This is a genomic window from Streptomyces lydicus (assembly GCF_000717345.1).
Classification (GTDB): Bacteria; Actinomycetota; Actinomycetes; order Streptomycetales; family Streptomycetaceae; genus Streptomyces; species Streptomyces lydicus.
This window is the reverse complement of the sequence record NZ_JNZA01000013.1, coordinates 104233-127961: the sequence shown is the minus strand read 5'-3', so window position 1 is coordinate 127961 and position 23729 is coordinate 104233. Positions and strand designations below refer to the sequence as shown.

Below are 23729 nucleotides of genomic sequence, written 5' to 3'. Positions count from 1 at the left end.
TTACTTCTCCTCGGTACGGGGGTTGGTGACGGCGGGCTCGTTGCCGCCCAGGAGCAGGTAGAGGACGGCCATGCGGATGGACACCCCGTTGGCCACCTGCTCGATGACCGTGCAGCGGTCGGAGTCGGCGACCTCGGCGGTGATCTCCATGCCGCGCACCATCGGGCCTGGGTGCATCACGAGGGCGTGCCCGGGCATCCGCGACATCCGGTCGCCGTCCAGGCCGTAGCGGCGCGAGTACTCGCGCTCGGTCGGGAAGAAGGCGGCGTTCATGCGCTCGCGCTGCACCCGCAGCATCATCACGGCGTCAGACTTCGGCAGCACGCTGTCGAGGTCGTACGACACCTCGCAGGGCCAGGTCTCGACACCGACCGGCACCAGGGTGGGCGGGGCGACGAGTGTCACCTCGGCGCCCAGCGTGTGCAGCAGGTCGACGTTGGAGCGCGCGACCCGGCTGTGCAGCACGTCGCCGACGAGGGTGATGCGCCGGCCGGCGAGGTCCTGGCCGAGCCCGGCGTCCGGGCCGATGAGCCGGCGGCGCATGGTGAAGGCGTCCAGCAGGGCCTGGGTGGGGTGCTGGTGGGTGCCGTCGCCGGCGTTGATGACGGGGGCGTCGATCCAGCCGGAGTTGGCGAGCCGGTAGGGGGCGCCGGAGGCGCTGTGCCGGATGACGACGGCGTCGACGCCCATGGCCTCCAGGGTCTGGGCGGTGTCCTTGAGGGACTCGCCCTTGGAGACGCTGGAGCCCTTGGCGGCGAAGTTGATCACGTCCGCGGAGAGCCGCTTCTCGGCGGCCTCGAAGGAGATGCGGGTCCGGGTCGAGTCTTCGAAGAAGAGGTTGCAGACGGTGCGTCCGCGCAGGGTGGGGAGCTTCTTGATCGGCCGGTCCGCTACCCGGGCCATCTCCTCGGCGGTGTCGAGGATCAGCACGGCGTCGTCGCGAGTGAGGTCGGCGGCCGAGATGAGGTGACGCTTCATCCGGTTTTCTCCGTGGGTGAAGGAGGTGTACGGGTATGTCCGTTGAGCGGGCATGCCTGCGGGCCCGGGTTCACCGGGTCCGTACGCGGTGCGCTAGCGCCCGCCGGCGGGGTTCGCTTCCTTGACGCCGAGCAGCACGGCGTCCCGGCCGTCCTCCTCGGTGAGCTGTACCTTGACCGCCTCCCGCAGCGACGTGGGGAGGTTCTTGCCCACGTAGTCGGCACGGATCGGCAGCTCGCGATGGCCGCGGTCGACGAGGACCGCGAGCTGGACGGCGCGCGGCCGGCCGATGTCGCCCAGGGCGTCCAGCGCGGCGCGGATCGTACGGCCGGAGAAGAGGACGTCGTCGACGAGCAGGACGAGCCGGCCCTCGATGCCGTCGGCGGGGATCTCCGTGCGGGCGAGCGCGCGGGCCGGGCCCAGGCGCAGGTCGTCGCGGTACATCGTGATGTCGAGCGAGCCGACCGGCACGGCCCGGCCGGTGATCTCCTCCAGCTTGGCGGCGAGCCGCCGGGCGAGGAAGACACCTCGGGTGGGGATGCCCAGGAGCACCACGTCGTCCGCGCCCTTGGCGCGCTCGACGATCTCGTGGGCGATGCGCGTCAGCATGCGCGCGATGTCCGGGCCTTCGAGCACCGGGCGCGCGGCGAGCTGAACTGCCGCGTCGGAACTGTTTGCGTCCATACGAAACGGACCTCCTTCTCCGCCTCACGGGACGGACCTTAAAGGACGTCGGAATTACGCAGTCAGGTTAGCAGGAGGCCCCCCAGGACCGGTCGGCACCCCTGACGGGTGATGGTCTGGCCCATTCCGCTTGACGAAGTCAGATTACGCTGCGTAACCTCACAGTGAGTTACCAGCCCGCGGCTGAGCCGCATTTCGACACAGCGTCCGGGGAGCCTTATGTCCAGCGAATACGCCAAACAGCTCGGGGCCAAACTCCGCGCCATCCGCACCCAGCAGGGCCTCTCCCTCCATGGCGTCGAGGAGAAGTCCCAGGGCCGCTGGAAGGCCGTGGTGGTGGGATCGTACGAGCGCGGCGACCGTGCCGTGACCGTGCAGCGCCTCGCCGAGCTGGCGGACTTCTACGGCGTTCCGGTGCAGGAACTGCTGCCGGGCACGACGCCCGGCGGTGCGGCCGAGCCCCCGCCGAAGCTGGTGCTCGACCTGGAGCGCCTGGCCCACGTCCCGCAGGAGAAGGCCGGCCCGCTGCAGCGCTACGCCGCCACGATCCAGAGCCAGCGCGGCGACTACAACGGCAAGGTCCTCTCGATCCGCCAGGACGACCTGCGCACCCTCGCGGTGATCTACGACCAGTCGCCCTCGGTGCTGACCGAGCAGCTCATCAGCTGGGGCGTGCTCGACGCCGACGCCCGCCGCGCGGTGTCGCACGAGGAGATCTGACCCCTTCAGCCCCACCTGCAGAAACGTACCGCCGCCCCGGGACTCCGGGGCGGCGGTTTGTGTCTGCCCGCCTTTTCCCCCGGATACCCGTCTTCCCCGCCCCTTCCGGCGCGAGTGCCGGCCCCCGTGCCGTGCACCGGCGCGTAGGGCGCCGTGCACGCCGCTGTGTGCGCCGTCACGCGCCCGCGGGCACGCGTGGGGCATGGTCACCCCTCCGCGCCCCCCGGCGGCGTTCTGAGGGCATACGAAGGGCCCGGAGCAATCCCCTTGCTCCGGGCCCTTTCGGTTCGCTCTGCCGATCGCCTACTGCGCCTCGCGCCGCAGTCCCGGCTTCAGCTCCTTGAGCCGGCCGAGGAGGCCGTTGACGAAGGCCGGCGAGTCGTCCGTGGAGAACTCCCGGGCGAGCTGAACGGCTTCGTCGATCGCCACCGCGTCCGGCGTCTCGTCCATCCACAGCAGCTCGAAGGCGCCCAGACGCAGGATGGAGCGGTCGGCCGCCGGCATCCGGTCCAGGTCCCAGTCGACCGCGTAGGTGGAGATGAGCTCGTCGATACGGGCGATGTGGTCCGCGTACCCCTCGACCAGCTGCAGGGTGTATTCGTTCACCGGCGGCTGCCGGGGGTCGGTCCGGGCGTGACGCATCCAGTCCGCGAGCACGGACTGCACGTCGGCACCGCGCTGATCGGCCTCGAAGAGGATCTGGAAGGCGCGCTTACGGGCCTTGGTGCGGGCAGCCACGGTTAGCTGTTCACCCGGCCGAGGTAGTCGCCCGAGCGGGTGTCGACCTTGATCTTCTCACCGGTCGTGATGAAGAGCGGCACCTGGATCTCGTAGCCGGTCTCCAGCGTGGCGGGCTTGGTGCCGCCGGTGGAGCGGTCACCCTGGACGCCCGGCTCGGTCTCCTTGATGACCAGCTCGACCGCGGCCGGCAGCTCGACGTAGAGCACCGAGCCCTCGTGCTGCGCGACGACGGCCTCGAAGCCCTCGAGGAGGAAGTTCGCGGCGTCACCGACAGACTTGCGGTCGACGTGGATCTGGTCGTAGGTGTCCATGTCCATGAAGACGAAGTACTCGCCGTCCATGTACGAGAACTGCATCCCGCGCTTGTCGACGGTGGCCGTCTCGACCTTCACGCCGGCGTTGAAGGTCTTGTCCACCACCTTGCCGGACAGCACGTTCTTGAGCTTGGTGCGGACAAAGGCCGGGCCCTTGCCGGGCTTGACGTGCTGGAACTCGACGACGGACCAGAGCTGGCCGCCTTCGAGCTTGAGCACCATGCCGTTCTTGAGGTCGTTCGTGGATGCCACGGTTGCGGAATCTCCTGGACTGCAGGTGGTGGAACCGGGGAGCAACGCCCACCGAGCCGCTCCGGCTCAGAGTGCGAGCAGCTCCTTGGTTGTGATCGTGAGTAGCTCGGGCCCGCCGTCCGCCTCGGGACGGACGACGAGTGTGTCGTCGATCCGGACACCCCCGCGACCCGGGATGTGAACCCCCGGCTCGACGGTGACCGGCACGCAAGCGTCCAGTTTACCCATGGCGGACGGGGACAACTGAGGGTCCTCGTCGATTTCGAGTCCCACGCCGTGCCCGGTCCACGGGCCGAGCCGGTCGCCGTAGCCCGCCGCATCGAGCACGTGGCGCGTCACCCGGTCCACCTCGCGGCACTCCACGCCCGGCGCCAGCGCCTCCCGCCCGGCCCTCTGGGCTGCGAAAACGAGATCGTACAGCTCGATCTGCCAGTCCGCGGGCGTGGTGCCGATGACGAAGGTCCGGCCGATCTCACAGCGGTAGCCGCGATAGTTGGCGCCCAGGCCCACGCTCAGGAAATCGCCCTCCTCCACCCGCCGGTCGGTGGGCAGATGACCGGGGCGGCCGGCGTTCGGGCCGGTCGCGACGGAGGTGGGGAAGGCCGGGCCGTCCGCGCCGTGGTCCACCAGCCGGCGCTCCAGTTCGAGCGCGAGATGCCGCTCGGTACGGCCGACGAGAATCGATTCCAGCAGCTCGCCCAGCGCCTGGTCGGCGATCTCCGCGGCGATCCGCAGACAGGCGATCTCGTCGTCGTCCTTGACCAGCCGCTGCGCCTCGACCGCGCACGCCATGTCGGTCAGCCGCAGCCGGGGCGCGACCTGGGTGAGCGCCCGGTGCCGGGTGACGGTGAGGTGGTGCTCCTCGACGGCCAGGGTGTCGGCGCCGGCCGTCGCGGCCAGATCCGCGCCCGCCACGACCGGGTCGCCGCCGCGGGCCGGCAGCACCGTGACCCGCACGTCGTCGACCGGCCGCCCCTCGCTCGGATCACCGCTCAGCGGGCCGCCGCACAGCAGCACGTCGTCGGTCGGACCCAGCAGCAGGGCGGCTCCCGGTGGTGCGCAGCCGGTGAGGTAGCGGACGTTCGCGGGGCGCGAGATCAGGGCTGCGGCACTTCCGGTTGCGGCGCAGCGGTCGCGCAGCCGCGTGCGTCGGGCCGCGTACAACTCGGACATATCACGAGCGTACGGCGGCTCCCCCGGGGTGGCTGGTTGAGCGCCGCCGCCCGGGGGACCACCGGGCGGCCGGGCGTCTTACCAGTTGGGCGGGCTGGCCAGGGAGCGGGCGACGACGTCGTCGAGGACCCGGACGGTCGTCGCGACGTCGTGCTGGGAGTTGTCGATGATCGGCAGGCCGGAGCCGTACCAGCCGGCCATCCGGCCGTGGATCCTGGCGACCTCTTCGTCGGAGAGCCGGCGGTTGCCGGTGCGCCGGGCGTTGCGCTCCAGGACGATCTCCAGGCCCGGCAGCAGCACGATCGGCAGCAGGCCGGGGCCCACATGGCGCTTCCAGCCGCCGAGCCCGACGACCGGGCGGTCCGGGAAGACGGCGTCGTCGAGGATGCAGGAGATGCCGTTGGCCAGGAAATTTCGGGCCGCGAAGCCGCAGGTGCGGCGGGCGAGCCGGTACTGCGCCTCGGAGTGGTCGTTCCAGCCGGACTGCGGGTCGGCGAAGCCGGCCCGGACCCATTCGCGGACGTCGTCGAGGCTGATGTGCGCGGTCGGCACCCGCCGGGTGTCGGCCCAGTGGCGGGCGACGCTGGTCTTGCCGGCGCCGGCCGGGCCGATCAGCAGCACCGCGACGGCCGCCTGCGAGGCGTCCGGTGCGGCGGTGTCGGCCGGCGGGCTGGGCAGGGCCACCGGCGCGCCCGGGGGCAGCTGGATGTGGCCGGTGATGTCCGTGGTGCTGTGGCCGCCGGCCGGGGCCTGCTGGGGCGCGGGCCCGTGCCAGCCCTGCTGGGGGGCGGGCTGCTGCGCCGGCGGGGCGGCGGGGGCCGGCGGCGGGCCGGACGGTGCCGGCGGGGTGGGCCCCGGGTTGGGCGTCCAGTGCATGGCAGCCCCGGCTCCCGATGCCTGCCCGTGGGGCGGCAGCGGAGCCCCCACTGCGTACTGCATCCGGTGGCTCTCCGTCTCGTGCGGTCGACGTGGTGCGCGGCGCCGGGCCTGGCTGCCCGGTGCGTCGTGCGGCAACCCACCGGCCCCGGGGGGCCGTTGTGCCCCATGGCCGTCGTCGTGGGTGGTACCGGTGCGAACGGTACCCTCCCGGACGCGGCCCGGGAGGGTCACTACCCGCGGCGGCCGCCGGCCGAACGGCCGGAGGCGGGGCCGAAGTGCCCCCGCGGGTCCGTCAGTTGTCCAGTTCCTCGGCCAGCGCGCGGAGGGCGAGACGGTAGGAGCCGATGCCGAATCCGGCGACCGTACCGCTGGCGACGGCCGCGATGACCGAATTGTGGCGGAACTGCTCCCGCGCATACGGGTTGGAAATGTGCACCTCGATCAGGGGCGCGGTGCGCTGGGCGGCCGCGTCCCGCATGCCGTACGAGTAGTGCGTGAAGGCGCCGGGGTTGATGACGACCGGGATCGAGCCGTCGGCGGCCTCGTGCAGCCAGCGGATCATCTCCCCCTCGTCGTTGGTCTCCCGGACCTCGGCGTCAAATCCCAGCTCCTTGCCGAGCCGGGTGCACTCCTCGACCAGCCCGGCGTAGGAGGTGGCGCCGTAGACATCGGGCTCACGGGAGCCCAGCCGGCCGAGGTTGGGGCCGTTGAGGACGAGTACCCGGCGGGGCTTGCCGGTCATGCCGCTCACGCTGCGATCTCGGCGTGTGCGGCGAGCAGCATGGCCGGATCCGGACCCTCCAGGACGGTCGGCTTGGCCAGGCCGTCCAGGACGATGAAGCGCAGCCGGTCGCCGCGGGACTTCTTGTCGACCTTCATCGTCTCCAGCAGCTTGGGCCACTGGTCGCCGCGGTAGGTCAGCGGCAGCCCGACGGAGGCGAGGACGGTGCGGTGCCGGTCGGCGGTGGCGTCGTCCAGGCGGCCGGCGATCCGGCCGAGTTCGGCGGCGAAGACCATGCCGACGGAGACCGCCGCGCCGTGCCGCCAGTTGTAGCGCTCGTTCTTCTCGATGGCGTGCGCCAGGGTGTGGCCGTAGTTGAGGATCTCCCGCAGGCCGGATTCCTTGAGGTCCGCGGAGACCACCTCGGCCTTGACCCGGATGGCCCGCTCGATCAGCTCGGCGGTGTGCGTGCCGTCCGGGCGCTTGGCGGCCTCGGGGTCCGACTCGATGAGGTCGAGGATCGCCGGGTCGGCGATGAAGCCGGCCTTGATGATCTCGGCCAGGCCGGAGACGTAGTCGTGCACCGGCAGGCTGTCGAGCGCGGCCAGGTCGCAGAGCACACCGGCCGGCGGGTGGAAGGCGCCGACGAGGTTCTTGCCCTCGGCGGTATTGATGCCCGTCTTGCCGCCCACCGCCGCGTCAACCATGCCGAGGACCGTGGTCGGTACGGCGATCCAGCGCACCCCGCGCAGCCAGGTCGCGGCGACGAACCCGGCCAGGTCGGTGGTGGCGCCGCCGCCGACGCCGACGATCACATCGCTGCGGGTGAAGCCGGACTGCCCCAGCGCCTTCCAGCAGTACGCGGCGACCTCGGCGGTCTTGGACTCCTCGGCGTTCGGCAACTGGATGGCGATCGCCTCGTAGCCCTGCGAGGCGAGGTCCTCGCGCAGCGCCTCGCCGGTGGCGGCCAGCGCCTCCGGATGCAGCACGGCGATCCGCTTGACGCCCTGGCCGATCAGGCCGGGGAGTTCGCCGAGCAGCTGCCGTCCCACGAGCACCTCGTACGGGTCGGTGCCCGCCGTGCCGCCGACCTGGATCCGGGTGGGCTGCTCCGTCATGCCTGTTCCTCCCTGTGGGCGGCCCGCGGGGCGTCTCCCGCGGCCGTCCGTAGCTCCAAAGCGTCCATGATCGCCTCGGTGACCTGGCCGGGGGTGCGCTCCCCGGTGGTGATCACGGCGCGCGCGACCTCGGTGTACAGCGGCCGGCGCTTCTCCATCAGCTCGCGCCACTGCTTGCGCGGGTTGACGGCCAGCAGCGGGCGGGGCGCGTCCAGGCCCACCCGCTTGACGGCGTCGGCGAGTTCGACGTCGAGGAAGACCACCGGCAGGCCGGTCAGCAGCTTGCGGGTGCCGTCGTCCATGATCGCGCCGCCGCCGAGCGAGAGCACGCCCGGGTGGCGTTCCAGTGCCTCGCGCACCGCCGCACGCTCCAGCTCGCGGAAGTGCGGTTCGCCCTCGTCGATGAAGATCTCGGCGATCGGCCGGCCCGCCGTGGCGACGATGTCGGCGTCGGTGTCGCGGTAGCCGACACCCAGCCGCTCGGCCAGCAGCGCGCCCACCGTCGACTTGCCGGCGCCGGGCGGGCCGATCAGCACGACGACCGGCGACGTCATTTGATCGCCAGGTTGTCGAGGAAGCTCCGCACGTTGCGGCGGGTCTCGGCCACGCTGTCGCCGCCGAACTTCTCCACCACCGCGTCGGCGAGCACCAGGGCCACCATGGCCTCGGCGACGATGCCGGCCGCCGGGACCGCGCAGACGTCCGAGCGCTGGTGGTGCGCCTTGGCCGCCTCGCCGGTGCTCACGTCGATCGTCGCCAGCGCCCGCGGCACCGTCGCGATCGGCTTCATCGCGGCCCGCACCCGCAGCAGCTCGCCGGTGGTCAGTCCGCCCTCGGTGCCACCGGAGCGGCCCGAGCTGCGCCGGATGCCGTCGTCGGTGGCGAGGATCTCGTCGTGCGCCTGGGAACCGGGCACCCGTGCCAGGTCGAAACCGTCACCGACCTCGACGCCCTTGATCGCCTGGATGCCCATGAGGGCGGCGGCCAGCCGGGCGTCCAGACGGCGGTCCCAGTGGACGTGCGAGCCGAGGCCCACCGGCACGCCGTAGGCCAGCACCTCGACCACACCGCCCAGGGTGTCGCCGTCCTTGTGGGCCTGGTCGATCTCCGCGACCATCGCCTTGCTCGCGTCCGCGTCCAGGCAGCGCACCGGGTCGGCGTCCAGCTTCTCCACGTCGGACGGCTTCGGGAGGACGCCGTACGGCGCCTTGGCCGCGGCCAGCTCGACGACGTGCGAGACGATCTCGATGCCGGCCGTCTCCTTGAGGAACGAGCGGGCCACCGCACCCAGCGCCACCCGCGCCGCGGTCTCCCGCGCCGAGGCGCGCTCCAGGATCGGGCGGGCCTCGTCGAAGCCGTACTTCTGCATACCGGCGAGGTCGGCGTGACCGGGGCGGGGGCGGGTCAGCGGCGCGTTACGGGCGAGCGCGGCCAGCTCCTCCTCGTCCACCGGGTCGGCCGACATCACCTGCTCCCACTTGGGCCACTCGGTGTTGCCGACCATGATCGCCACCGGCGAGCCCAGCGACAGACCGTGCCGCACGCCGCCGAGGAAGGTGATCTCGTCCTGCTCGAACTTCATCCGGGCACCGCGGCCGTAGCCCAGCCGGCGCCGCGCCAGCGCGTCCGCCACCAGCTCAGTGGTGATCGGGACCCCGGCCGGAAGGCCCTCCAGCGTCGCCACGAGTGCGGGGCCGTGCGACTCCCCCGCCGTCAGCCAGCGCAACCTGCTCAACGGTGCTCCTCATGTACTGCTCATCCGCGTACGGTCTCCCCCTGATCCTCCCACGTCGCACGGGAGGGCCGGAGCGCAGTCCAGGAAGCGGACCCGTGGGTCGGTGGCCCCGGGCCGCGGGGCCCGGGGACACGACGCCTGGGCCGGTGGCCGGCCGGCGGTCAGCGGGCGGCGAGCGCCGCCTCGCCGGCTCGGCGCATCGCGGCCAGCGGGGCCGGCTGGCGGCCGGTCATCTGCTCCACCTGGAGCACGGCCTGGTGGACGAGCAGGTCGAGGCCGCCGACCACCGCGCCGCCGCGGTCGGCCCAGGCACCGGCGAGCGCTGTCGGCCAAGGCTCGTAGAGGACGTCGAAGAGCGTGCCGGGCCGGTCGGGGACCGCGGCGGCGAGCGCGTCGGTGGTACCCGCCGGGGTGGTGGCGACGGTCAGGGGGGCGGCGAAGGCTTCTGCGGCGTCCTCCCAGGGAGCGGTGCGGACCGCGACGCCGAGCCGCTCGCCCCAGCCGCGCATCTCGGCGGCCCGCGCCTCGCTCCGGACGTACGCGGTGACCTCGCCGGTGCAGATGCGGGAGAGCGCGGCGAGCGCCGAGGAGGCGGTGGCCCCGGCGCCCAGCACGCAGGCGCGCTCGACCTGCCGCACGCCGCGCTCGCGCAGCGCGGCGATCATGCCGGGAATGTCGGTGTTGTCGCCGAGGCGCCGCCCGTCGGCGGTGAGCACGACGGTGTTCACCGCCTCCACCGACGACGCGGTGGGCGTGATCTCGTCGAGCAGCGGGATCACCGCGCGCTTGAGCGGCATGGTCAGCGAGAGCCCCGCCCAGGCGGGACCGAGCTTCTCCATGAACCCGGGCAGCGCGGCCTCATCGACCTCGAAGCGGTCGTAGGTCCAGTCGGCCAGGCCCAGTTCCGCGTAGGCGGCGCGGTGCAGCACCGGGGAGAGCGAGTGCGCGATGGGGGATCCGAGAACCGCGGCACGACGTGTGGGACTCATTGCTCGGCTTTTCCGTGTTCCTTCAGGTAGATGCGGCGGTTCCGCTCATGCTCTTCATTGGTCGCGGCGAAGAGCGTCTTTTCCGGGCTGATCGAGACGAAGTAGTACCAGTTGCCCGTGGCCGGGTGAATGGCCGAATTGATCGCCACCTCGCCCGGGTTTCCGATCGGTCCCGGCGGCAGGCCCTTGAACTTGTAGGTGTTGTAGGCGTCGTTGAAATGCCGCAAATTGTCGACGGACCCGGTGTCCAGGGTGCTGCGGGACTTGGCGTAGTTCACCGTCGAGTCGAAGTCGAGCAGCCCGTAGGTCTCGGTGTTGTCCGGCTTGAGGCGGTTGTAGACGACGCGCGCGACCTTGACGAAGTCGTGTTTGTACTTGCCCTCGGCCTGCGTGAGGCTGGCGACGGTGAGCAGCTGGAGCGGCGACCGGAGGTTGAGCTTGCGGGCATTGCCTTCCAGGTCGTACTTCTCGTAGACCTGACTGGCGCGCGCGACCATCTGCTTGAGGACGGCGGCCGGCTTCGCGTTCTCGCCCACGCTGTACGTGGAGGGGTAGAGAAATCCCTCCAGCGGGTCTTTTATCTTGCCGTTGTCGTCGGCCCAGGAGGGCAGTCCGAGGTTCTTGACGTCGTGTTCGGCGACGTTCTTGGTCGTGCCCGCCTTGAGCTTGAGCTTTTTGTCGATGAGCGCGTAGATGTCCTTGGCCCGCAAACCCTCGCGGATCGTCAGGCCGTTGCGGCTCTTGGGGTCCAGCATCAATTCCATGGCCGCGGCGGCCGACATGTGCTTGCGCAGCGAGTACGTGCCCGGCTGCAGCAGCCCGGACTTCTTGTTCTCGCCCGCCGCCTCGTTGAAGGCGCCGGCACTCTTGATCACGCCGTTCTTGGCGAGGATCTCGCCCATGTTCGAGATAGGTGAGCCGTCCGGAATGTCGACCTGGACCGCGCCCGAGCCCTCGCCCTCGTAGTCGGGGGCCGAGCCGAAGTGGGCCATGAAGAAGTCATAGCCGAAGTAGCCGACGGCACCGACCGCGCCGGCGAACACCAGGGTCGCGACCAGGCAAGTCGTGCCGCTGCGCCGCTTGTTCTTCTTGCCGTTGCGCTTGCCGCGCCGCTCGCGCGGCTCGTCGTCGGGGCCGGGGTGGTCGTCCTCGTCGTCGGCGAAGAACGCGTGCCCGGGCTCCGGTTCCCGCGGCGGCTCCGGCTCGGCCCGCCAGTCGTCGGCGGGGTCCTCGTACGGAGGCTCGACGGGCTGCTCGTACTGGTGCGGCGGGTACTGCTGCTGAGGCGCCATCTGCTGCGGGTGCGGCGCCACCTGCTGCTGCATGTGCTGCTGGTGATGCGGCTCCTGCTGGTGGTGCGGCTGCTGCTGATAGCCGCCCTGATGCCCGTAGGGGTCCTGGCCCGCGCCGGCATACGGATCGGCCTGCGGCTGGGACTGCCCGTAGGGGTCGTACGGGTCGTACGGGAGCTGCCCGGTCTGGGAACCGTCCCAGCCGCCGTTGTACTGCTGCTGCGGATGCTGCTGGGGATCTCTGTACTGCTGAGGGGCGGGCTGCTGCGGGGCGGGCTGCTGCCCGCCCCACTGGGGCTGCTGCGCCTGACCCCCGTAGGGACCCTGGTCTCCGTAGAGCGGGTCCTCGGGATGCCACGGTTCGGAGCCGTAGCCCCGGCCATACTCGGTCATCGATCCCCTAGAGCCGAGAGGCGGTGCGCTCCGGCCTGGCAGCGCGCTTGCTGTACGGATCCGCCTCTACTTGCACGTGCGGCTGTTCGAACCGCCGCCGCATCGCGCGGCACGTTACCGTATCGCGATCAGATGACCACTTCGACGCCCTCGCCCGGAGGTTCCCCGGAGACGCGTTCGGTCTCCAGCGCGCTCTGCAGGATGACCACCGCGGCGGCCTGGTCGACCACCGAACGGCCCTTCTTGCTCCGCACCCCCGAGGCCCGCAGGCCCTGGGTCGCGGTGACCGTCGACATCCGCTCGTCGACCAGCCGGACCCCTACGGGTGCGATGTTCTTTGCCAGCTCCTGGGCGAAGGCCCGGACCTTGGCCGCGGCCGGCCCCTCTCCCCCACTGAGGGAGCGGGGCAGGCCGACCACGACTTCCAGCGGCTCGTACTCGTCGACGATCGCCTTGAGCCGGCGGTGCGCTGACGGGACGTCACGTCCCGGCACGGTCTCGACCGGGGTGGCGAGGACCCCGTCGGGGTCGCACGAGGCGACCCCGATACGGGCGTCCCCGACATCCACCGCGAGGCGCCGGCCGCGTCGCATCTCACTCACGCGCGTCAGGCCGCCTCGGCCACGAGGCGCTCCACGGCCTCGATGGCCTCGGGCACCGCGGCGGGGTTCTGGCCGCCGCCCTGGGCGACGTCCGGCTTGCCGCCGCCTCCGCCACCGAGCGTCTTGGCGGCCGTACGGACCAGGTCACCGGCCTTGACGCCGCGCTCACGGACGGCCTCGTTGGTGGCGATGACCGTCACCGGGCGGCCGTTGGCGACCGAGAAGAGGGCCACGACGGCGGGGCGGCCGCCCTGGATCCGGCCGCGGACGTCGAGGACCAGCTTGCGCAGGTCGTCGGCGGAGGTGCCGTCCGGCACCTGGGCGGCGACCAGCGCCACCCCGCGGACGTCCTTGGCGCCCTCGGCCAGCCCGGCGGCGGCCTGCAGCACCTTCTCGGCGCGGAACTTCTCGATCTCCTTCTCGGCGTCCTTCAGCTTGGCCAGGACACCGGAGATCTTCTCCGGCAGCTCCTCCGGGCGCCCCTTGACCAGCTCGGTGAGCTGGGAGACGACCGTGTGCTCGCGGGCGAGGAACCGGTAGGCGTCGACGCCGACCAGGGCCTCGACGCGGCGGACGCCGGAGCCGATGGAGGACTCGCCGAGCAGCTTCACCAGACCCAGCTGGGCGGTGTTGTGGACGTGCGTGCCGCCGCACAGCTCCTTGGAGAAGTCGCCGATGGTGACCACGCGGACCCGGTCGCCGTACTTCTCGCCGAACTCGGCGATGGCGCCCTGCTTCTTGGCCTCGTCCATGCTCATGACCTCGGCGTGCACGTCGAGCTCGCGGGCGAGCACGTCGTTGATCTTCTGCTCGACGTCGGTGAGCACCGTGCCGGGCACCGCCGTCGGCGAGCCGAAGTCGAAGCGGAAGCGGCCCGGGGAGTTCTCCGAACCGGCCTGGGCGGCGGTCGGGCCGAGCGCGTCGCGCAGCGCCTGGTGGGTGAGGTGGGTGGCGCTGTGGGCCCGGGCGATGGCCCGCCGGCGGGTGACGTCGATGCTGGCGTACGCGGCGGAGCCGAGCACCACCTCGCCGACCTGCACGATGCCCTTGTGAACCGTGACGCCGGGCACCGGCTGCTGGACGTCGCGGACCTCGACGACGGCGCCGGAGTCCAGCTTGATCCGGCCGGTGTCGGCGAGCTGGCCGCCGCCCTCGGCGTAGAAGGGGGTGCGGTCCAGGACGACCTCGACCTCGTCGCCCTCGTGGGCGGCGGGCGCCGGGACGCCGTTGACCAGCAGGCCGACCACACTGGACTCGCCCTCGGTGGCGCCGTAGCCGGTGAATTCGGTGGCGCCGGACTTGTCGGCGACCTCGCGGTAGGCCGACAGGTCGGCGTGGCCGCTCTTCTTGGCCTGGGCGTCGGCCTTGGCGCGCTCCCGCTGCTCCTTCATCAGGCGGCGGAAGCCGTCCTCGTCCACCGACAGGCCCTGCTCGGCGGCCATTTCGAGGGTGAGGTCGATCGGGAAGCCCCAGGTGTCGTGGAGCAGGAACGCCTTGTCGCCGGGCAGGACCGTGGAGCCGGTGGCCTTGGTGTCGCTGACGGCGGTGTCGAGGATGTTGGTGCCGGCCTTCAGCGTCTTGACGAAGGCGGCCTCCTCGGCGAGGGCGACCGTCTCGATGCGGCGGCGGTCCTCCAGCAGCTCCGGGTACTGCTGACCCATGGTCTTGATGACCACGTCCAGCAGCTCACCGATGACCAGTCCGCTCGCACCGAGCAGGCGCATGTTGCGGATGGCACGGCGCATGATGCGGCGCAGGACGTACCCGCGGCCCTCGTTGCCGGGGGTGACGCCGTCGCCGATGAGCATCGTGGACGTACGGATGTGGTCGGCGACCACGCGCAGCGAGACGTCGCTCTCGTGCGTGGCGCCGTAGCGGACGCCGGTCAGCTCGGTGGCCTTGTCGATGACGACGCGCAGGGTGTCGGTCTCGTACATGTTCTGTACGTCCTGCAGGATCATCGCCAGGCGTTCGAGGCCGAGGCCGGTGTCGATGTTCTTGCTGGGCAGCTCACCGAGGATCTCGAAGTCCTCCTTGCCGGTGCCCGCGCCGCGCTCGTACTGCATGAAGACCAGGTTCCAGATCTCCACGTACCGCTCGTCGTTGACGGCCGGGCCGCCCTCGACGCCGAACTCGGGGCCGCGGTCGTAGTTGATCTCGGAGCACGGGCCGCAGGGGCCCGGGACGCCCATGGACCAGTAGTTCTCCTTCTTGCCCAGGCGCTGGATGCGCTCCTTGGGCACCCCGATGACCTCGTGCCAGATGCGCTCGGCCTCGTCGTCCTCGAGGTAGACGGTGATCCACAGGCGCTCGGGGTCGAGGCCGTAGCCGCCATCGGCCTGCGAGCTGGTCAGCAGCTCCCAGGCGTACTTGATGGCGCCTTCCTTGAAGTAGTCACCGAAGGAGAAGTTGCCGCACATCTGGAAGAACGTGCCGTGCCGGGTGGTCTTGCCGACCTCTTCGATGTCCGGCGTGCGGACGCACTTCTGGACGCTGGTGGCGGTCTTGTACGGCGGCTTGACCTCGCCGAGGAAGAGCGGCTTGAAGGGGACCATGCCCGCGTTGACGAGCAGCAGCGTCGGGTCGTCCGCGATGAGTGACGCCGACGGCACGACGGTGTGCCCGCGCTCCTCGAAGAAGCGCAGCCAGCGGCGGCGGATTTCAGCCGACTCCATCAGTGGTCCTCTTTTCCAGTCGGTCCGGTCAGACCGTGCGGTCCGGTTGTTCTGGTGATGCGGTACTGCGGTTCGAGCACCGCGCGGCGCGGTGCGGGCAGCTCGCGCGGCTCGGCCGGCGTGCTCAGGCCGAGGGCGTCGTGCAGCTGTTCTTCACGGTCCGCCATTCCGGCGCGTACGTCCAATGCAAATTGACGCAGCCGGTGTCCGGTCTCGACGGCCTTGTCCGCGGCCTGTGCGGCGAGGCTGTCGGGCTGAAGCTTGCGCAGCTTTCGGTGGACCTTGTTGGTGGCCCACACCCCGGCGGCGGCGCCGGTGGTGAACCAGAATGCGCGGCGGAACATCGCGGTGATCAGTCCTTGGAACGGCGGTTGCGGCGCCCGCCGCGGCGGGCGCCGGGCAGGGTACGGCCGACGACGGTGCGCTTCGGCTCGGGTTCGCCCTTCTTGCCGATCGCGCGGCGCACGCCGTAGCCGAACGCGGCCACCTTGACCAGCGGTCCGCCGAAGGCGGAGGAGACGGTCGAGGAGAGCGCGGAGGCGTTGGCGGTGACCTCCTGGACGTCGGCGGCGATGGCGTCGACGCGGGCCAGCTGCGTGTGCGCGGAGCGGACGGTCGCGGACGCGTCGGCGAGCAGCGGGACGGCCTGATCGGACACCTCGGCCACCATCTTGGTGGTCGCCTTCAGCGTCTGTGCGAGCCTCACCAGCACGAGGGCGAGGAACGACACGAGGATCGCCCAGAAGACGGCCACGAGGATCCCGGCCACCTCTCCACCGGACACGTTGGCACCACTCTCCGACTGGTTCGGTCTTCTCTCGTCCTGCTCGAACGGCAACCTTGACCTTATCGCGCCGTGACTGTCCGTCCGTACCCCGTTCCCGGTGCCACGCGGGGAACCGGAGCGGTACCGGGCGGCGTGATTGTACGGTCCGCATCCCGCCGAGTACGCTCCGTGTGCCATGCGACGCTTCACGGGCCCCGGGCCCGGCTCCGGCCTCTCGCCCGACCGCTCCCGGCCTCCGGGAAGACCGGGCAATCTCCCCGCGGAACTGAACCGCTTCGTCGGCCGCGACGACGAACTGGCCGACCTCGCGGCGCGGCTGGGGCCGGACCGGCTGGTCACCCTCACCGGCATGGGCGGCGTGGGGAAGTCACGGCTCGCCGCCCGTGCCGGCGCGATCTTGCAGGATCGCTTCTGCGATGGGGTGTGGCTGGTCGAACTGGCCTCGCTGCACGAGCCGCACCTGCTGGACCACGCCGTCGCCGAGGTGCTGGCACTGGCCGACCACAGCACCCGCTCGCTCCGCTCGGCACTCTGCGACCACCTGGCCGACCGTGAGCTGCTGCTCGTCCTGGACGGCTTCGAGCACCTGGTCGACGCCTGCGCCGAGCTGATCACGGCACTGCTGCGGCGGGCGCCCGGACTGCGGGTGCTGGCCGCCGGGCGGCGGCCGCTCGGGGTGCCCGGCGAGCAGGTCCTGCCACTGCCGCCGATGAACGCCGCCGACGCCGCCGCGCTGTTCGCCGACCGCGCCGCGGCCGTCGTCGCGGGCTTCGGCGTCGGGCCCGGCGACGAGGACGCGGTGGACGAGCTCTGCCGGCGCCTGGACGGCATTCCGCTCGCGCTGGAGCTGGCCGCCGGACGGCTGCGCGCGCTCTCCGTCGAGCAGGTGCTGCACCGGCTCGACGACCGCTTCCGGCTGCTGACCGGCACCACCCGCGGCGCCCCGCCCCGCCACCAGACGCTGCGCTGCGCGATCGGCTGGAGCCATGAGCTGTGCACGCCGCAGGAGCGGCTGCTGTGGGCGCGGCTGTCGGTCTTCGCCGGGCAGTTCGACCTGGAGGCGGCCGAGTACGTCTGCTCGGGGCCGGAGCTGCCGACCGAGGAACTCCTCGACGTCGTCGGGGAGTTGGTGGCTCAGTCGGTCCTCGTACGGGAGGAGAACGCGGCCGGGGTGCGCTACCGGATGCTGGACACCGTACGGGCCTACGGCGCGGACTGGCTGGCCGCGACGGGGGACGGCGAGCGGCTGCGGCGCCGGCACCGCGACTGGTACCTGGGCCTGGCCACCTGGTGCGAGCTGGACTGGTTCAGCTCGCGGCAGACCGAGATCGCGGCCCGGATCGAGGCCGAGCTGCCCAATCTGCGGATCGCGCTGGAACACAGCCTGGAGAGCACGTCCGACACGCATCTGGGCCAGTACCTGGCGGGCACGCTGTGGTTCTACTGGGTGGGCTGCGGGCGGCTCGCGGAGGGGCGGCACTGGCTGGACCGGGCGCTGGAGCTGGAGGGCGGCCACGACGAGGCGCGGCTGAAGGCGCTGTGGGTGGCCGGCTACGTCGCGGTGCTCCAGGGCGACACCGTCGGCGCGCTGGGGGCGCTGCAGGAGTGCCGCGAGGAGGCCGAGCGGACCGGCAACGCCACCGCGGCCGCCTACGCGCTGCACCGCACCGGCTGTCTGGCGCTGGTCTGCGACGACATGCCGCGCGCCGAGGAGCTGCTGCGCGGGGCGCTGGCGCGCTACCACGAGATCGGCGAGCTCAACAGCAATGTCCTGATGGGGCAGGTCGAGCTGGCGATGGCGGTGGCCTTCCAGGGCGAGCTGGCGGACGCGGTGCGGCTGTGCCAGGACGTGCTGGAGGTGTGCGAGGACCACGGCGAGCGCTGGGCCCGGGCGTATGCGCTGTTCGTCCTCGCGTACGCGGCCTGGTCGGACGGGGAGGCGGGGCGGGCGCGGGCGCTGCTGGAGGAGTGCCTGGGCATCCACCACGCCTTCCGCGATCTGCTGGGCGCGGTGCTGGCGATCGAGCTGGTGGCGCTGGTGGTGGCCGGTGAGGGTGAGGCGGAGGAGGCGGCCGTGCTGCAGGGCGCCGCGGAGCGGATCTGGCCCTCGGTGGGGCTGCCGTTGTTCGGCTCGCGCTACTTCAGCCGCCCGCACGCCCTGTGCGAGCAGCAGGCACGCCGGCGGCTGGGGGACGGGCGCTACGAGCGCGCCGTACGGGAGGGCGCCCGGCTCGACCTGGACGCGGCGGCGGCGCGGATCCTGCCGGCCCGCGGCCCGGTGCCCGGGCCGCGCCGCGCGGTGCGGATCGGGTCGCCCGCCACGAACGAGCCCGCCGCCTCCCCCTCCGCGAGCGGCGGGGAGACGGCGGGCTGAAGCGGTGCTGCGCCGCGCGGTGGTGCTTAGCGGGCGTAGTACTCGACGACGAGCTGCTCGTCGCAGATCACCGGGATCTCCTTGCGGTTCGGGTCCCGGTCGAGGCGGAACGCCAGAGCCGGCAGGTTGACCTCCAGGTAGCGGGGGATCTCACCGTCGGGGGCGTAGCCACCCTCACGCGCGACCTGGAAGGGGTGCTTCTCGCGGCTGCGCTCGCGGACCATCACGACGTCGCCGGGGCGGACGCGGAAGGACGGCTTGTCGACCTTGCGGTCGTTCACCGAGATGTGGCCGTGGACGACCATCTGGCGGGCCTGGTAGATCGTGCGGGCGATGCCCGAACGCAGGACGAGCGCGTCCAGACGGCGCTCAAGCTCGATGATCAGCGCTTCGCCGGTCTTGCCTTCGACCTTCCGAGCGCGGTCGTAGGCGCGCGCCATCTGGCGCTCGCTGATGTCGTACTGCGCGCGCAGACGCTGCTTCTCCAGCAGACGGACCTTGTAGTCACTGCTCTGCTTGCGGCCGCGGCCGTGCTCGCCGGGCGGGTAGGGACGGGCCTCGAAGTACTTGACGGCCTTGGGCGTCAGCGCGATGCCGAGCGCGCGCGACTTCTTGACCTTGGGACGCGACTGGTTCACGTGGAACGGACCTCCGTGTAAGTTAGGTGAGGCTTACCTTAGCGCGAGGAGAACGCATGTTTCGACCGGGGATCCCCCTGCCCAGTGCTGGTCAGAGCACCGAGTCGGGTCAGCCGCGTCCCGTGGAAGACGCCCAGCAGCCCACTGCCGCCGAGCGCGTACGAACCCTCGTCGAGTCCCATGGTATGGCGTCCCTGAGCATCCCCGGAGTCGAGGATCCCGACGAGACCGGCCTCTCCGCGCCGGTCTGCCGGACCGTGACACCGGACGGGGACGTGCTGTTGCTGGTTCCTGGGGACTCCGCGGCGGCCCGGGCGGCCGCTCACGCACAGGACGATGATCTGACCGCCGTGATGGAGATCACGGATGTGGCGCCGGTCTCGGTGCCGCACCGCATCCGCGGCCGGGCCTGGGTGGCGGGCTGGCTGACGCCCGTACGCAACGGCCGGCGCGCCGAGGCGGCGATGCTGCTCGCCGAGCGGCATCCCGTCGGCGAGCTGCTCGGCCTCGGTGAGGCGCTGCAGCCGGACCCGGCACCGGGCCTGGCCGGGCGGACCGCCTGGATGATGCTGCGCCTGGAGGTCGGCGAGGGCGCGGTGGAGGACCTGTGGGGCGCCGAGTCCTTCGAGCCGGACGACTTCGCCGCGGCGGTCCCCGACCCGCTGGTCGCGCACGAGGCGGAGCTGCTCCAGCATCTGCACGCGGCCCACAGCGACCAGGTCCGCGGGCTGTGCGCCCTGCTGGGCGACCGGGCACAGCTCTGCGGGCTGCGCGACCGGGCCGTGCCGGTGGGCCTGGACCGCTTCGGCCTCCGGGTCCGCTTTGTTCGAGGGTCCGGGGGTCGTCCCCCGGAAAACCGCAGCACCGACGCCGAGCAGCGCTCCTTCGACGCCCGCTTCGACTTCCCCGAGCCCGTACGGGACGTGGCGGAGCTGCGCCGGGCGATGCACCAGCTCTTCGAGGCGGCGGGCGACTAGGAGCTGTACGGCGGCTCCGGGCCGGCGCGGGCCGCGGGGCCCGGGGCCCGCCCCCGTACGGACGGCTACTCGGCGGTGCCCTCGCCGGTGGCGCCGCGCAGGCGGGCGCGGACCCGCTCGGCCACGTCGGCGTAGCGCGCCTCGGCGCCGTGCCGGGTGGGCTCGTAATAGCGCGCGCCGTGCACCTCGTCCGGTGCGTACTGCTGGGCGGCGATACCGCCCGGGAGGTCGTGCGGGTACTGGTAGCCCTGGCCGTGGCCCAGCTTCTGGGCGCCCTTGTAGTGGCTGTCGCGCAGATGGGGCGGCACCGGGCCGGCCTTGCCCGCCCGCACGTCGGCCAGCGCGGCGTCGATCGCGGTGTAGGCGGCGTTGGACTTGGGCGCCAGGGCCAGCGCGATGGTCGCCTGGCTGAGCGTGATCCGGGCCTCCGGGAAGCCGATCATGGCCACCGCCTGGGCGGCCGCCACCGCGGTCTGCAGGGCCGTGGGATCCGCCAGGCCGATGTCCTCGCTCGCCGAGATCATCAGCCGGCGGGCGATGAACCGCGGGTCCTCCCCCGCCTCGATCATGCGCGCCAGATAGTGCAGCGCCGCGTCGACGTCCGAGCCCCGGATGGACTTGATCAGCGCGCTGGCGACGTCGTAGTGCTGATCGCCGGCCCGGTCGTACTTCACCGCGGCCCGGTCGACGGACTCCTCCAGCGTCCGGAGAGTGATCTCCTTCTCCCCCTTGGCCAGCGCGGAGCCGGCGCCGGCCTCCAGGGCCGTCAGCGCCCGCCGGGCGTCGCCGCCCGCGATGCGCAGCAGGTGGCCCTCGGTGTCCTCGGGGAGGGTGACCGCGCCCGCCAGGCCGCGCGCGTCGGTCAGCGCGCGCCGCATCAGCCCGCGCAGATCGTCGTCCGTGAGCGGCTCCAGCGTCAGCAGCAGGGAGCGGGAGAGCAGCGGGGAGATGACCGAGAAGTACGGGTTCTCGGTCGTCGCGGCGATCAGGGTGACCCAGCGGTTCTCGACGGCCGGCAGCAGGGAGTCCTGCTGGGCCTTGCTGAAGCGGTGGATCTCGTCGAGGAAGAGGACGGTCTCCTTGCCGAAGCCGCCGGACGCCCGGCGGGCGCCGTCGATGACCGCCCGGACCTCCTTGACCCCGGCGGTGATCGCGGAGAGCTCCACGAAGCGCTTGTTCGTCGCCTGGCTGACGACGTACGCCAGCGTCGTCTTGCCGATGCCGGGCGGCCCCCACAGGAACACCGAGGACGGCCCCGCCGGACCCCCGTCGCCCTCGCCGACCAGGCGGCGCAGCGGCGAGCCGGGCTTGAGCAGGTGCTGCTGGCCCACGACCTCGTCGAGGGTGCGCGGGCGCATCCGCACGGCGAGCGGGGACCCCGCGGGGTCCTTCTCCTGGCGGTCTTCGGCGGCGGCGGTGAACAGATCGGGCTCCACGATCACGAGCCTAAGCCACCCCACTGACAACGCCCCGGCCTCCGTCAGGAGCGGCCGGGGCGCAGGGGCACTTCGCGCCAGATCGCCGGCGCGGGCGTCGGGATCTCCGGAGTCGTGCTTTCCGGGACGCCGCTCAGCGAGGCGTCGTCCTACAGCAGGCTGCTCCAGTACGACCACCAGCGGGTGAGGATCAGCAGCGCGATCACGCCGTACCAGAGCACCGGTACGACCCAGTGGAACTCCACCACCGTCCGGCGCAGCCCTTCGGGGGCCGGGATGATGCCGTGCTTGAGGTTGTGCGCGGTGGTGTACCAGAACATCAGGATCGTGATGCACCAGGTCAGCGTGCACCACAGGCACAGCGCGTTGATCTCGTACAGCGACTGCGTCATCAGCCACATGCAGAAGACCGCGGCCAGGCCGGTGCCCACGTTCAGCCCGATCCAGTACCAGCGGCGGAAGCGCGCGCCGGCGAGCAGTGCCATGCCGATCGCGACGACCACGCCGAAGCCGACCAGGCCGGCCATCGGGTTCGGGAAGCCGAAGACCTCCGCCTGCTTGCTCTGCATGACGCTGCCGCAGGAGATGATCGGGTTGAGACTGCAGGCCGGCTTGAAGTTGGGGTCCTTCAGCAGCTCGAACTTGTCCAGCGTGATGACCCAGGCCGCCAGGATGCCGAGCGCGCCGGTGATCACCAGGAGCAGCGCGAGCCCGCGGCCCGAGCCGATGGTGCCCGCGCCGCTCGCGTGGTCGTCGTCGAGAGACACGTCGTCAACCGCTGTCGTCGTCATGTGGCCGTTCCGTCGGTCGGTGGGAAGAGGGGCCTGGCAGGCCCGCGGCACCCGCGGGCGCGGCCTTCATTGTGCCCCAACTCCCCGACGGCCCACCGTTCGCTGCGCATAAAGAGCGGGCCGCTGAACGGGATGATTCCCGGCACGGCGGGTTGACGGCGCCACCGGTGGTGGCGCCGCCGGCCATCCTCAGCCCAGCCTGCGCCGGACCTCGTCGAGCACCGCGTCCAGCGCGACCGGGGTCTGCTCACCGCTCTCCAGGTCCTTGAGCTGGACCACGCCCTCGGCCAGGTCCCGCTCGCCCGCCACCAGCGCCAGCCGCGCGCCGGAGCGGTTGGCGGACTTCATGGCGTTCTTCAGGCCCTTGCCGCCGAACGCGAAGTCGGTCGCGAGACCGGCCCGGCGCAACTCGGTGACCTTGGCGAACAGCACCCGGCGGGCCTCGTCGCCGAGCGGCACCGCGTACACCGCGGTGGCCGCCGGGATGTCGAGCGTGACGCCCTCGGCCTCCAGCGCCAGGACCGTACGGTCCACGCCCAGCGCCCAGCCGACGGACGGCAGCTCGGGCCCGCCGATCATCTCCGAGAGGCCGTCGTAGCGGCCGCCGCCGCCCACCGCGGACTGCGAGCCCAGCCCGTCGTGGACGAACTCGAAGGTGGTGCGGGTGTAGTAGTCCAGGCCGCGCACCAGCTTCTCGTCGTCCTCGTACGCCACGCCCGCCGCGGTCAGCAGCTCGCGCACCTGCTCGTGGTACGCCTTGCACTCCTCGCAGAGGTAGTCGCGCAGCATCGGCGCGCCGGTCAGCTGCTGCTGGACGGCGTCGCGCTTGTCGTCCAGGACGCGCAACGGGTTGATGTCGACCCGGCGCCGGGTGTCGTCGTCCAGGTCGAGCCCCCGCAGGAAGTCCTGCAGCGCGGCGCGGTAGACGGGGCGGCACTCCTTGTCGCCCAGGGAGTTCAGCAGGATGCGGAAGTCGCGCAGCCCCAGCGTGCGGTACGCCTGGTCGGCCAGGATGATCAGCTCGGCGTCCAGCGCCGGGTCCTCGGCCCCGATGGCCTCGGCGCCGACCTGCGAGAAGTGGCGGTAGCGGCCCTTCTGCGGACGCTCGTAGCGGTAGTACGAGCCGGAGTACCACAGCTTGACCGGGAGGTTGCCGGCCTTGTGGAGGTTGGCCTCCAGCGCGGCGCGCAGCACGGACGCGGTGCCCTCGGGCCGCAGCGCGAGCCGGTCGCCGCCCTTGGTCTCGAAGGCGTACATCTCCTTGGTCACGATGTCGGTGGACTCACCGACACCGCGCGCGAACAGCTCGACGTTCTCGAAGCCGGGCGTCTCGATGTACCCGTACCCGGAGTTCTTCAGCGGCGCGGCGATCGCCTCGCGCACCGCGAGATAGGTGGCCGACTGCGGCGGAATCAGGTCGTACGTGCCCTTGGGGGCCTTGAAGGTGCTCACGGAAGCTC

At 71.8% G+C, this 23729-nt stretch carries 23 protein-coding genes; 3 read left to right on the top strand and 20 right to left on the bottom strand.

Annotation, left to right across the window (positions count from 1 at the left end; genetic code table 11):
* Positions 1–978 (bottom strand): aspartate carbamoyltransferase catalytic subunit, encoded by a 978-nt coding sequence (locus tag OO62_RS14800; protein WP_033267853.1) that lies wholly within the window; start codon positions 976–978, stop codon positions 1–3.
* A gap of 93 nt (positions 979–1071) precedes the next feature.
* Positions 1072–1662 carry a bifunctional pyr operon transcriptional regulator/uracil phosphoribosyltransferase PyrR gene (gene pyrR / locus OO62_RS14795; RefSeq protein ID WP_033267852.1) on the bottom strand — a complete coding sequence of 197 codons (591 nt, stop codon included), beginning with the start codon at positions 1660–1662 and terminating at the stop codon, positions 1072–1074.
* 219 nt (positions 1663–1881) lie between these two features.
* On the opposite strand from pyrR, the gene bldD reads away from it, so the two are divergent.
* The gene (gene bldD, locus OO62_RS14790; protein ID WP_030412006.1) at positions 1882–2382 is read left to right on the top strand and encodes a transcriptional regulator BldD; all 501 of its coding nucleotides are present in this window, start codon (positions 1882–1884) and stop codon (positions 2380–2382) included.
* 303 nt (positions 2383–2685) lie between these two features.
* Here bldD and nusB read toward each other — a convergent pair whose 3' ends face one another.
* From nusB to OO62_RS14720, 14 genes are all read right to left on the bottom strand, one after another.
* Positions 2686–3120 (bottom strand): transcription antitermination factor NusB, encoded by a 435-nt coding sequence (nusB, locus tag OO62_RS14785; protein ID WP_033267851.1) that lies wholly within the window; start codon positions 3118–3120, stop codon positions 2686–2688.
* A 2-nt stretch (positions 3121–3122) separates the two neighbouring features.
* A complete protein-coding gene (gene efp, locus OO62_RS14780; RefSeq protein ID WP_033267850.1) occupies positions 3123–3689 on the bottom strand; it encodes an elongation factor P in 567 nt (188 codons plus the stop codon).
* A 66-nt stretch (positions 3690–3755) separates the two neighbouring features.
* Positions 3756–4862: an aminopeptidase P family protein gene (locus tag OO62_RS14775; RefSeq protein ID WP_033267849.1), complete on the bottom strand. Its 1107-nt coding sequence runs from the start codon at positions 4860–4862 to the stop codon at positions 3756–3758.
* 78 nt (positions 4863–4940) lie between these two features.
* Complete coding sequence (locus OO62_RS14770) at positions 4941–5801, bottom strand: Pro-rich N-terminal domain-containing protein (protein WP_033267848.1); 861 nt, start codon at positions 5799–5801, stop codon at positions 4941–4943.
* Between the two features lie 232 nt (positions 5802–6033).
* The gene (gene aroQ / locus OO62_RS14765) at positions 6034–6483 is read right to left on the bottom strand and encodes a type II 3-dehydroquinate dehydratase (protein ID WP_033267847.1); all 450 of its coding nucleotides are present in this window, start codon (positions 6481–6483) and stop codon (positions 6034–6036) included.
* A gap of 5 nt (positions 6484–6488) precedes the next feature.
* Complete coding sequence (aroB, locus tag OO62_RS14760) at positions 6489–7580, bottom strand: 3-dehydroquinate synthase (protein ID WP_033267846.1); 1092 nt, start codon at positions 7578–7580, stop codon at positions 6489–6491.
* Complete coding sequence (locus OO62_RS14755) at positions 7577–8134, bottom strand: shikimate kinase (RefSeq protein WP_033267845.1); 558 nt, start codon at positions 8132–8134, stop codon at positions 7577–7579. The genes aroB and OO62_RS14755 overlap by 4 nt, the downstream gene beginning before the upstream one ends.
* Positions 8131–9315, bottom strand: a complete 1185-nt coding sequence (aroC, locus tag OO62_RS14750; RefSeq protein ID WP_033267844.1) for a chorismate synthase — start codon at positions 9313–9315, stop codon at positions 8131–8133. The genes OO62_RS14755 and aroC overlap by 4 nt, the downstream gene beginning before the upstream one ends.
* A gap of 161 nt (positions 9316–9476) precedes the next feature.
* Positions 9477–10304, bottom strand: coding sequence for a shikimate dehydrogenase (locus tag OO62_RS14745; RefSeq protein ID WP_033267843.1), 828 nt, complete (start codon positions 10302–10304; stop codon positions 9477–9479).
* Positions 10301–11989, bottom strand: coding sequence for an endolytic transglycosylase MltG (mltG, locus tag OO62_RS14740; RefSeq protein ID WP_033267842.1), 1689 nt, complete (start codon positions 11987–11989; stop codon positions 10301–10303). The genes OO62_RS14745 and mltG overlap by 4 nt, the downstream gene beginning before the upstream one ends.
* Positions 11990–12117: 128 nt before the next feature.
* Positions 12118–12582 (bottom strand): Holliday junction resolvase RuvX, encoded by a 465-nt coding sequence (gene ruvX / locus OO62_RS14735; protein ID WP_033267841.1) that lies wholly within the window; start codon positions 12580–12582, stop codon positions 12118–12120.
* Between the two features lie 14 nt (positions 12583–12596).
* Positions 12597–15266, bottom strand: coding sequence for an alanine--tRNA ligase (gene alaS, locus OO62_RS14730; protein WP_033267840.1), 2670 nt, complete (start codon positions 15264–15266; stop codon positions 12597–12599).
* Positions 15266–15610: a DUF6167 family protein gene (locus OO62_RS14725; protein ID WP_033267839.1), complete on the bottom strand. Its 345-nt coding sequence runs from the start codon at positions 15608–15610 to the stop codon at positions 15266–15268. Before OO62_RS14725 ends, alaS begins: the two co-directional genes overlap by 1 nt.
* A gap of 8 nt (positions 15611–15618) precedes the next feature.
* The gene (locus tag OO62_RS14720) at positions 15619–16050 is read right to left on the bottom strand and encodes a DUF948 domain-containing protein (protein WP_228332406.1); all 432 of its coding nucleotides are present in this window, start codon (positions 16048–16050) and stop codon (positions 15619–15621) included.
* A 178-nt stretch (positions 16051–16228) separates the two neighbouring features.
* On the opposite strand from OO62_RS14720, the gene OO62_RS14715 reads away from it, so the two are divergent.
* Positions 16229–18427: an ATP-binding protein gene (locus tag OO62_RS14715; RefSeq protein ID WP_033267837.1), complete on the top strand. Its 2199-nt coding sequence runs from the start codon at positions 16229–16231 to the stop codon at positions 18425–18427.
* 26 nt (positions 18428–18453) lie between these two features.
* Here OO62_RS14715 and rpsD read toward each other — a convergent pair whose 3' ends face one another.
* Positions 18454–19065 carry a 30S ribosomal protein S4 gene (rpsD, locus tag OO62_RS14710; RefSeq protein ID WP_033267836.1) on the bottom strand — a complete coding sequence of 204 codons (612 nt, stop codon included), beginning with the start codon at positions 19063–19065 and terminating at the stop codon, positions 18454–18456.
* Positions 19066–19250: 185 nt separating this feature from the next.
* Between rpsD and OO62_RS14705 the strand changes: the two genes are divergently transcribed.
* Positions 19251–20042 carry a DUF2470 domain-containing protein gene (locus OO62_RS14705; protein WP_033267835.1) on the top strand — a complete coding sequence of 264 codons (792 nt, stop codon included), beginning with the start codon at positions 19251–19253 and terminating at the stop codon, positions 20040–20042.
* A gap of 65 nt (positions 20043–20107) precedes the next feature.
* Here the strand turns inward: OO62_RS14705 and OO62_RS14700 are convergent, their stop codons facing one another.
* The 3 genes from OO62_RS14700 to hisS all read right to left on the bottom strand — a co-directional run bounded on the left by OO62_RS14700 (position 20108) and on the right by hisS (position 23721).
* On the bottom strand, positions 20108–21478 hold the full coding sequence (locus OO62_RS14700; RefSeq protein ID WP_033267915.1) for a replication-associated recombination protein A: 1371 nt from the start codon (positions 21476–21478) through the stop codon (positions 20108–20110).
* A 149-nt stretch (positions 21479–21627) separates the two neighbouring features.
* Positions 21628–22269 carry a vitamin K epoxide reductase family protein gene (locus tag OO62_RS14695; RefSeq protein WP_033267834.1) on the bottom strand — a complete coding sequence of 214 codons (642 nt, stop codon included), beginning with the start codon at positions 22267–22269 and terminating at the stop codon, positions 21628–21630.
* 189 nt (positions 22270–22458) lie between these two features.
* Positions 22459–23721, bottom strand: a complete 1263-nt coding sequence (hisS, locus tag OO62_RS14690; protein ID WP_033267833.1) for a histidine--tRNA ligase — start codon at positions 23719–23721, stop codon at positions 22459–22461.
* Between the last annotated feature and the right edge of the window lie 8 nt (positions 23722–23729).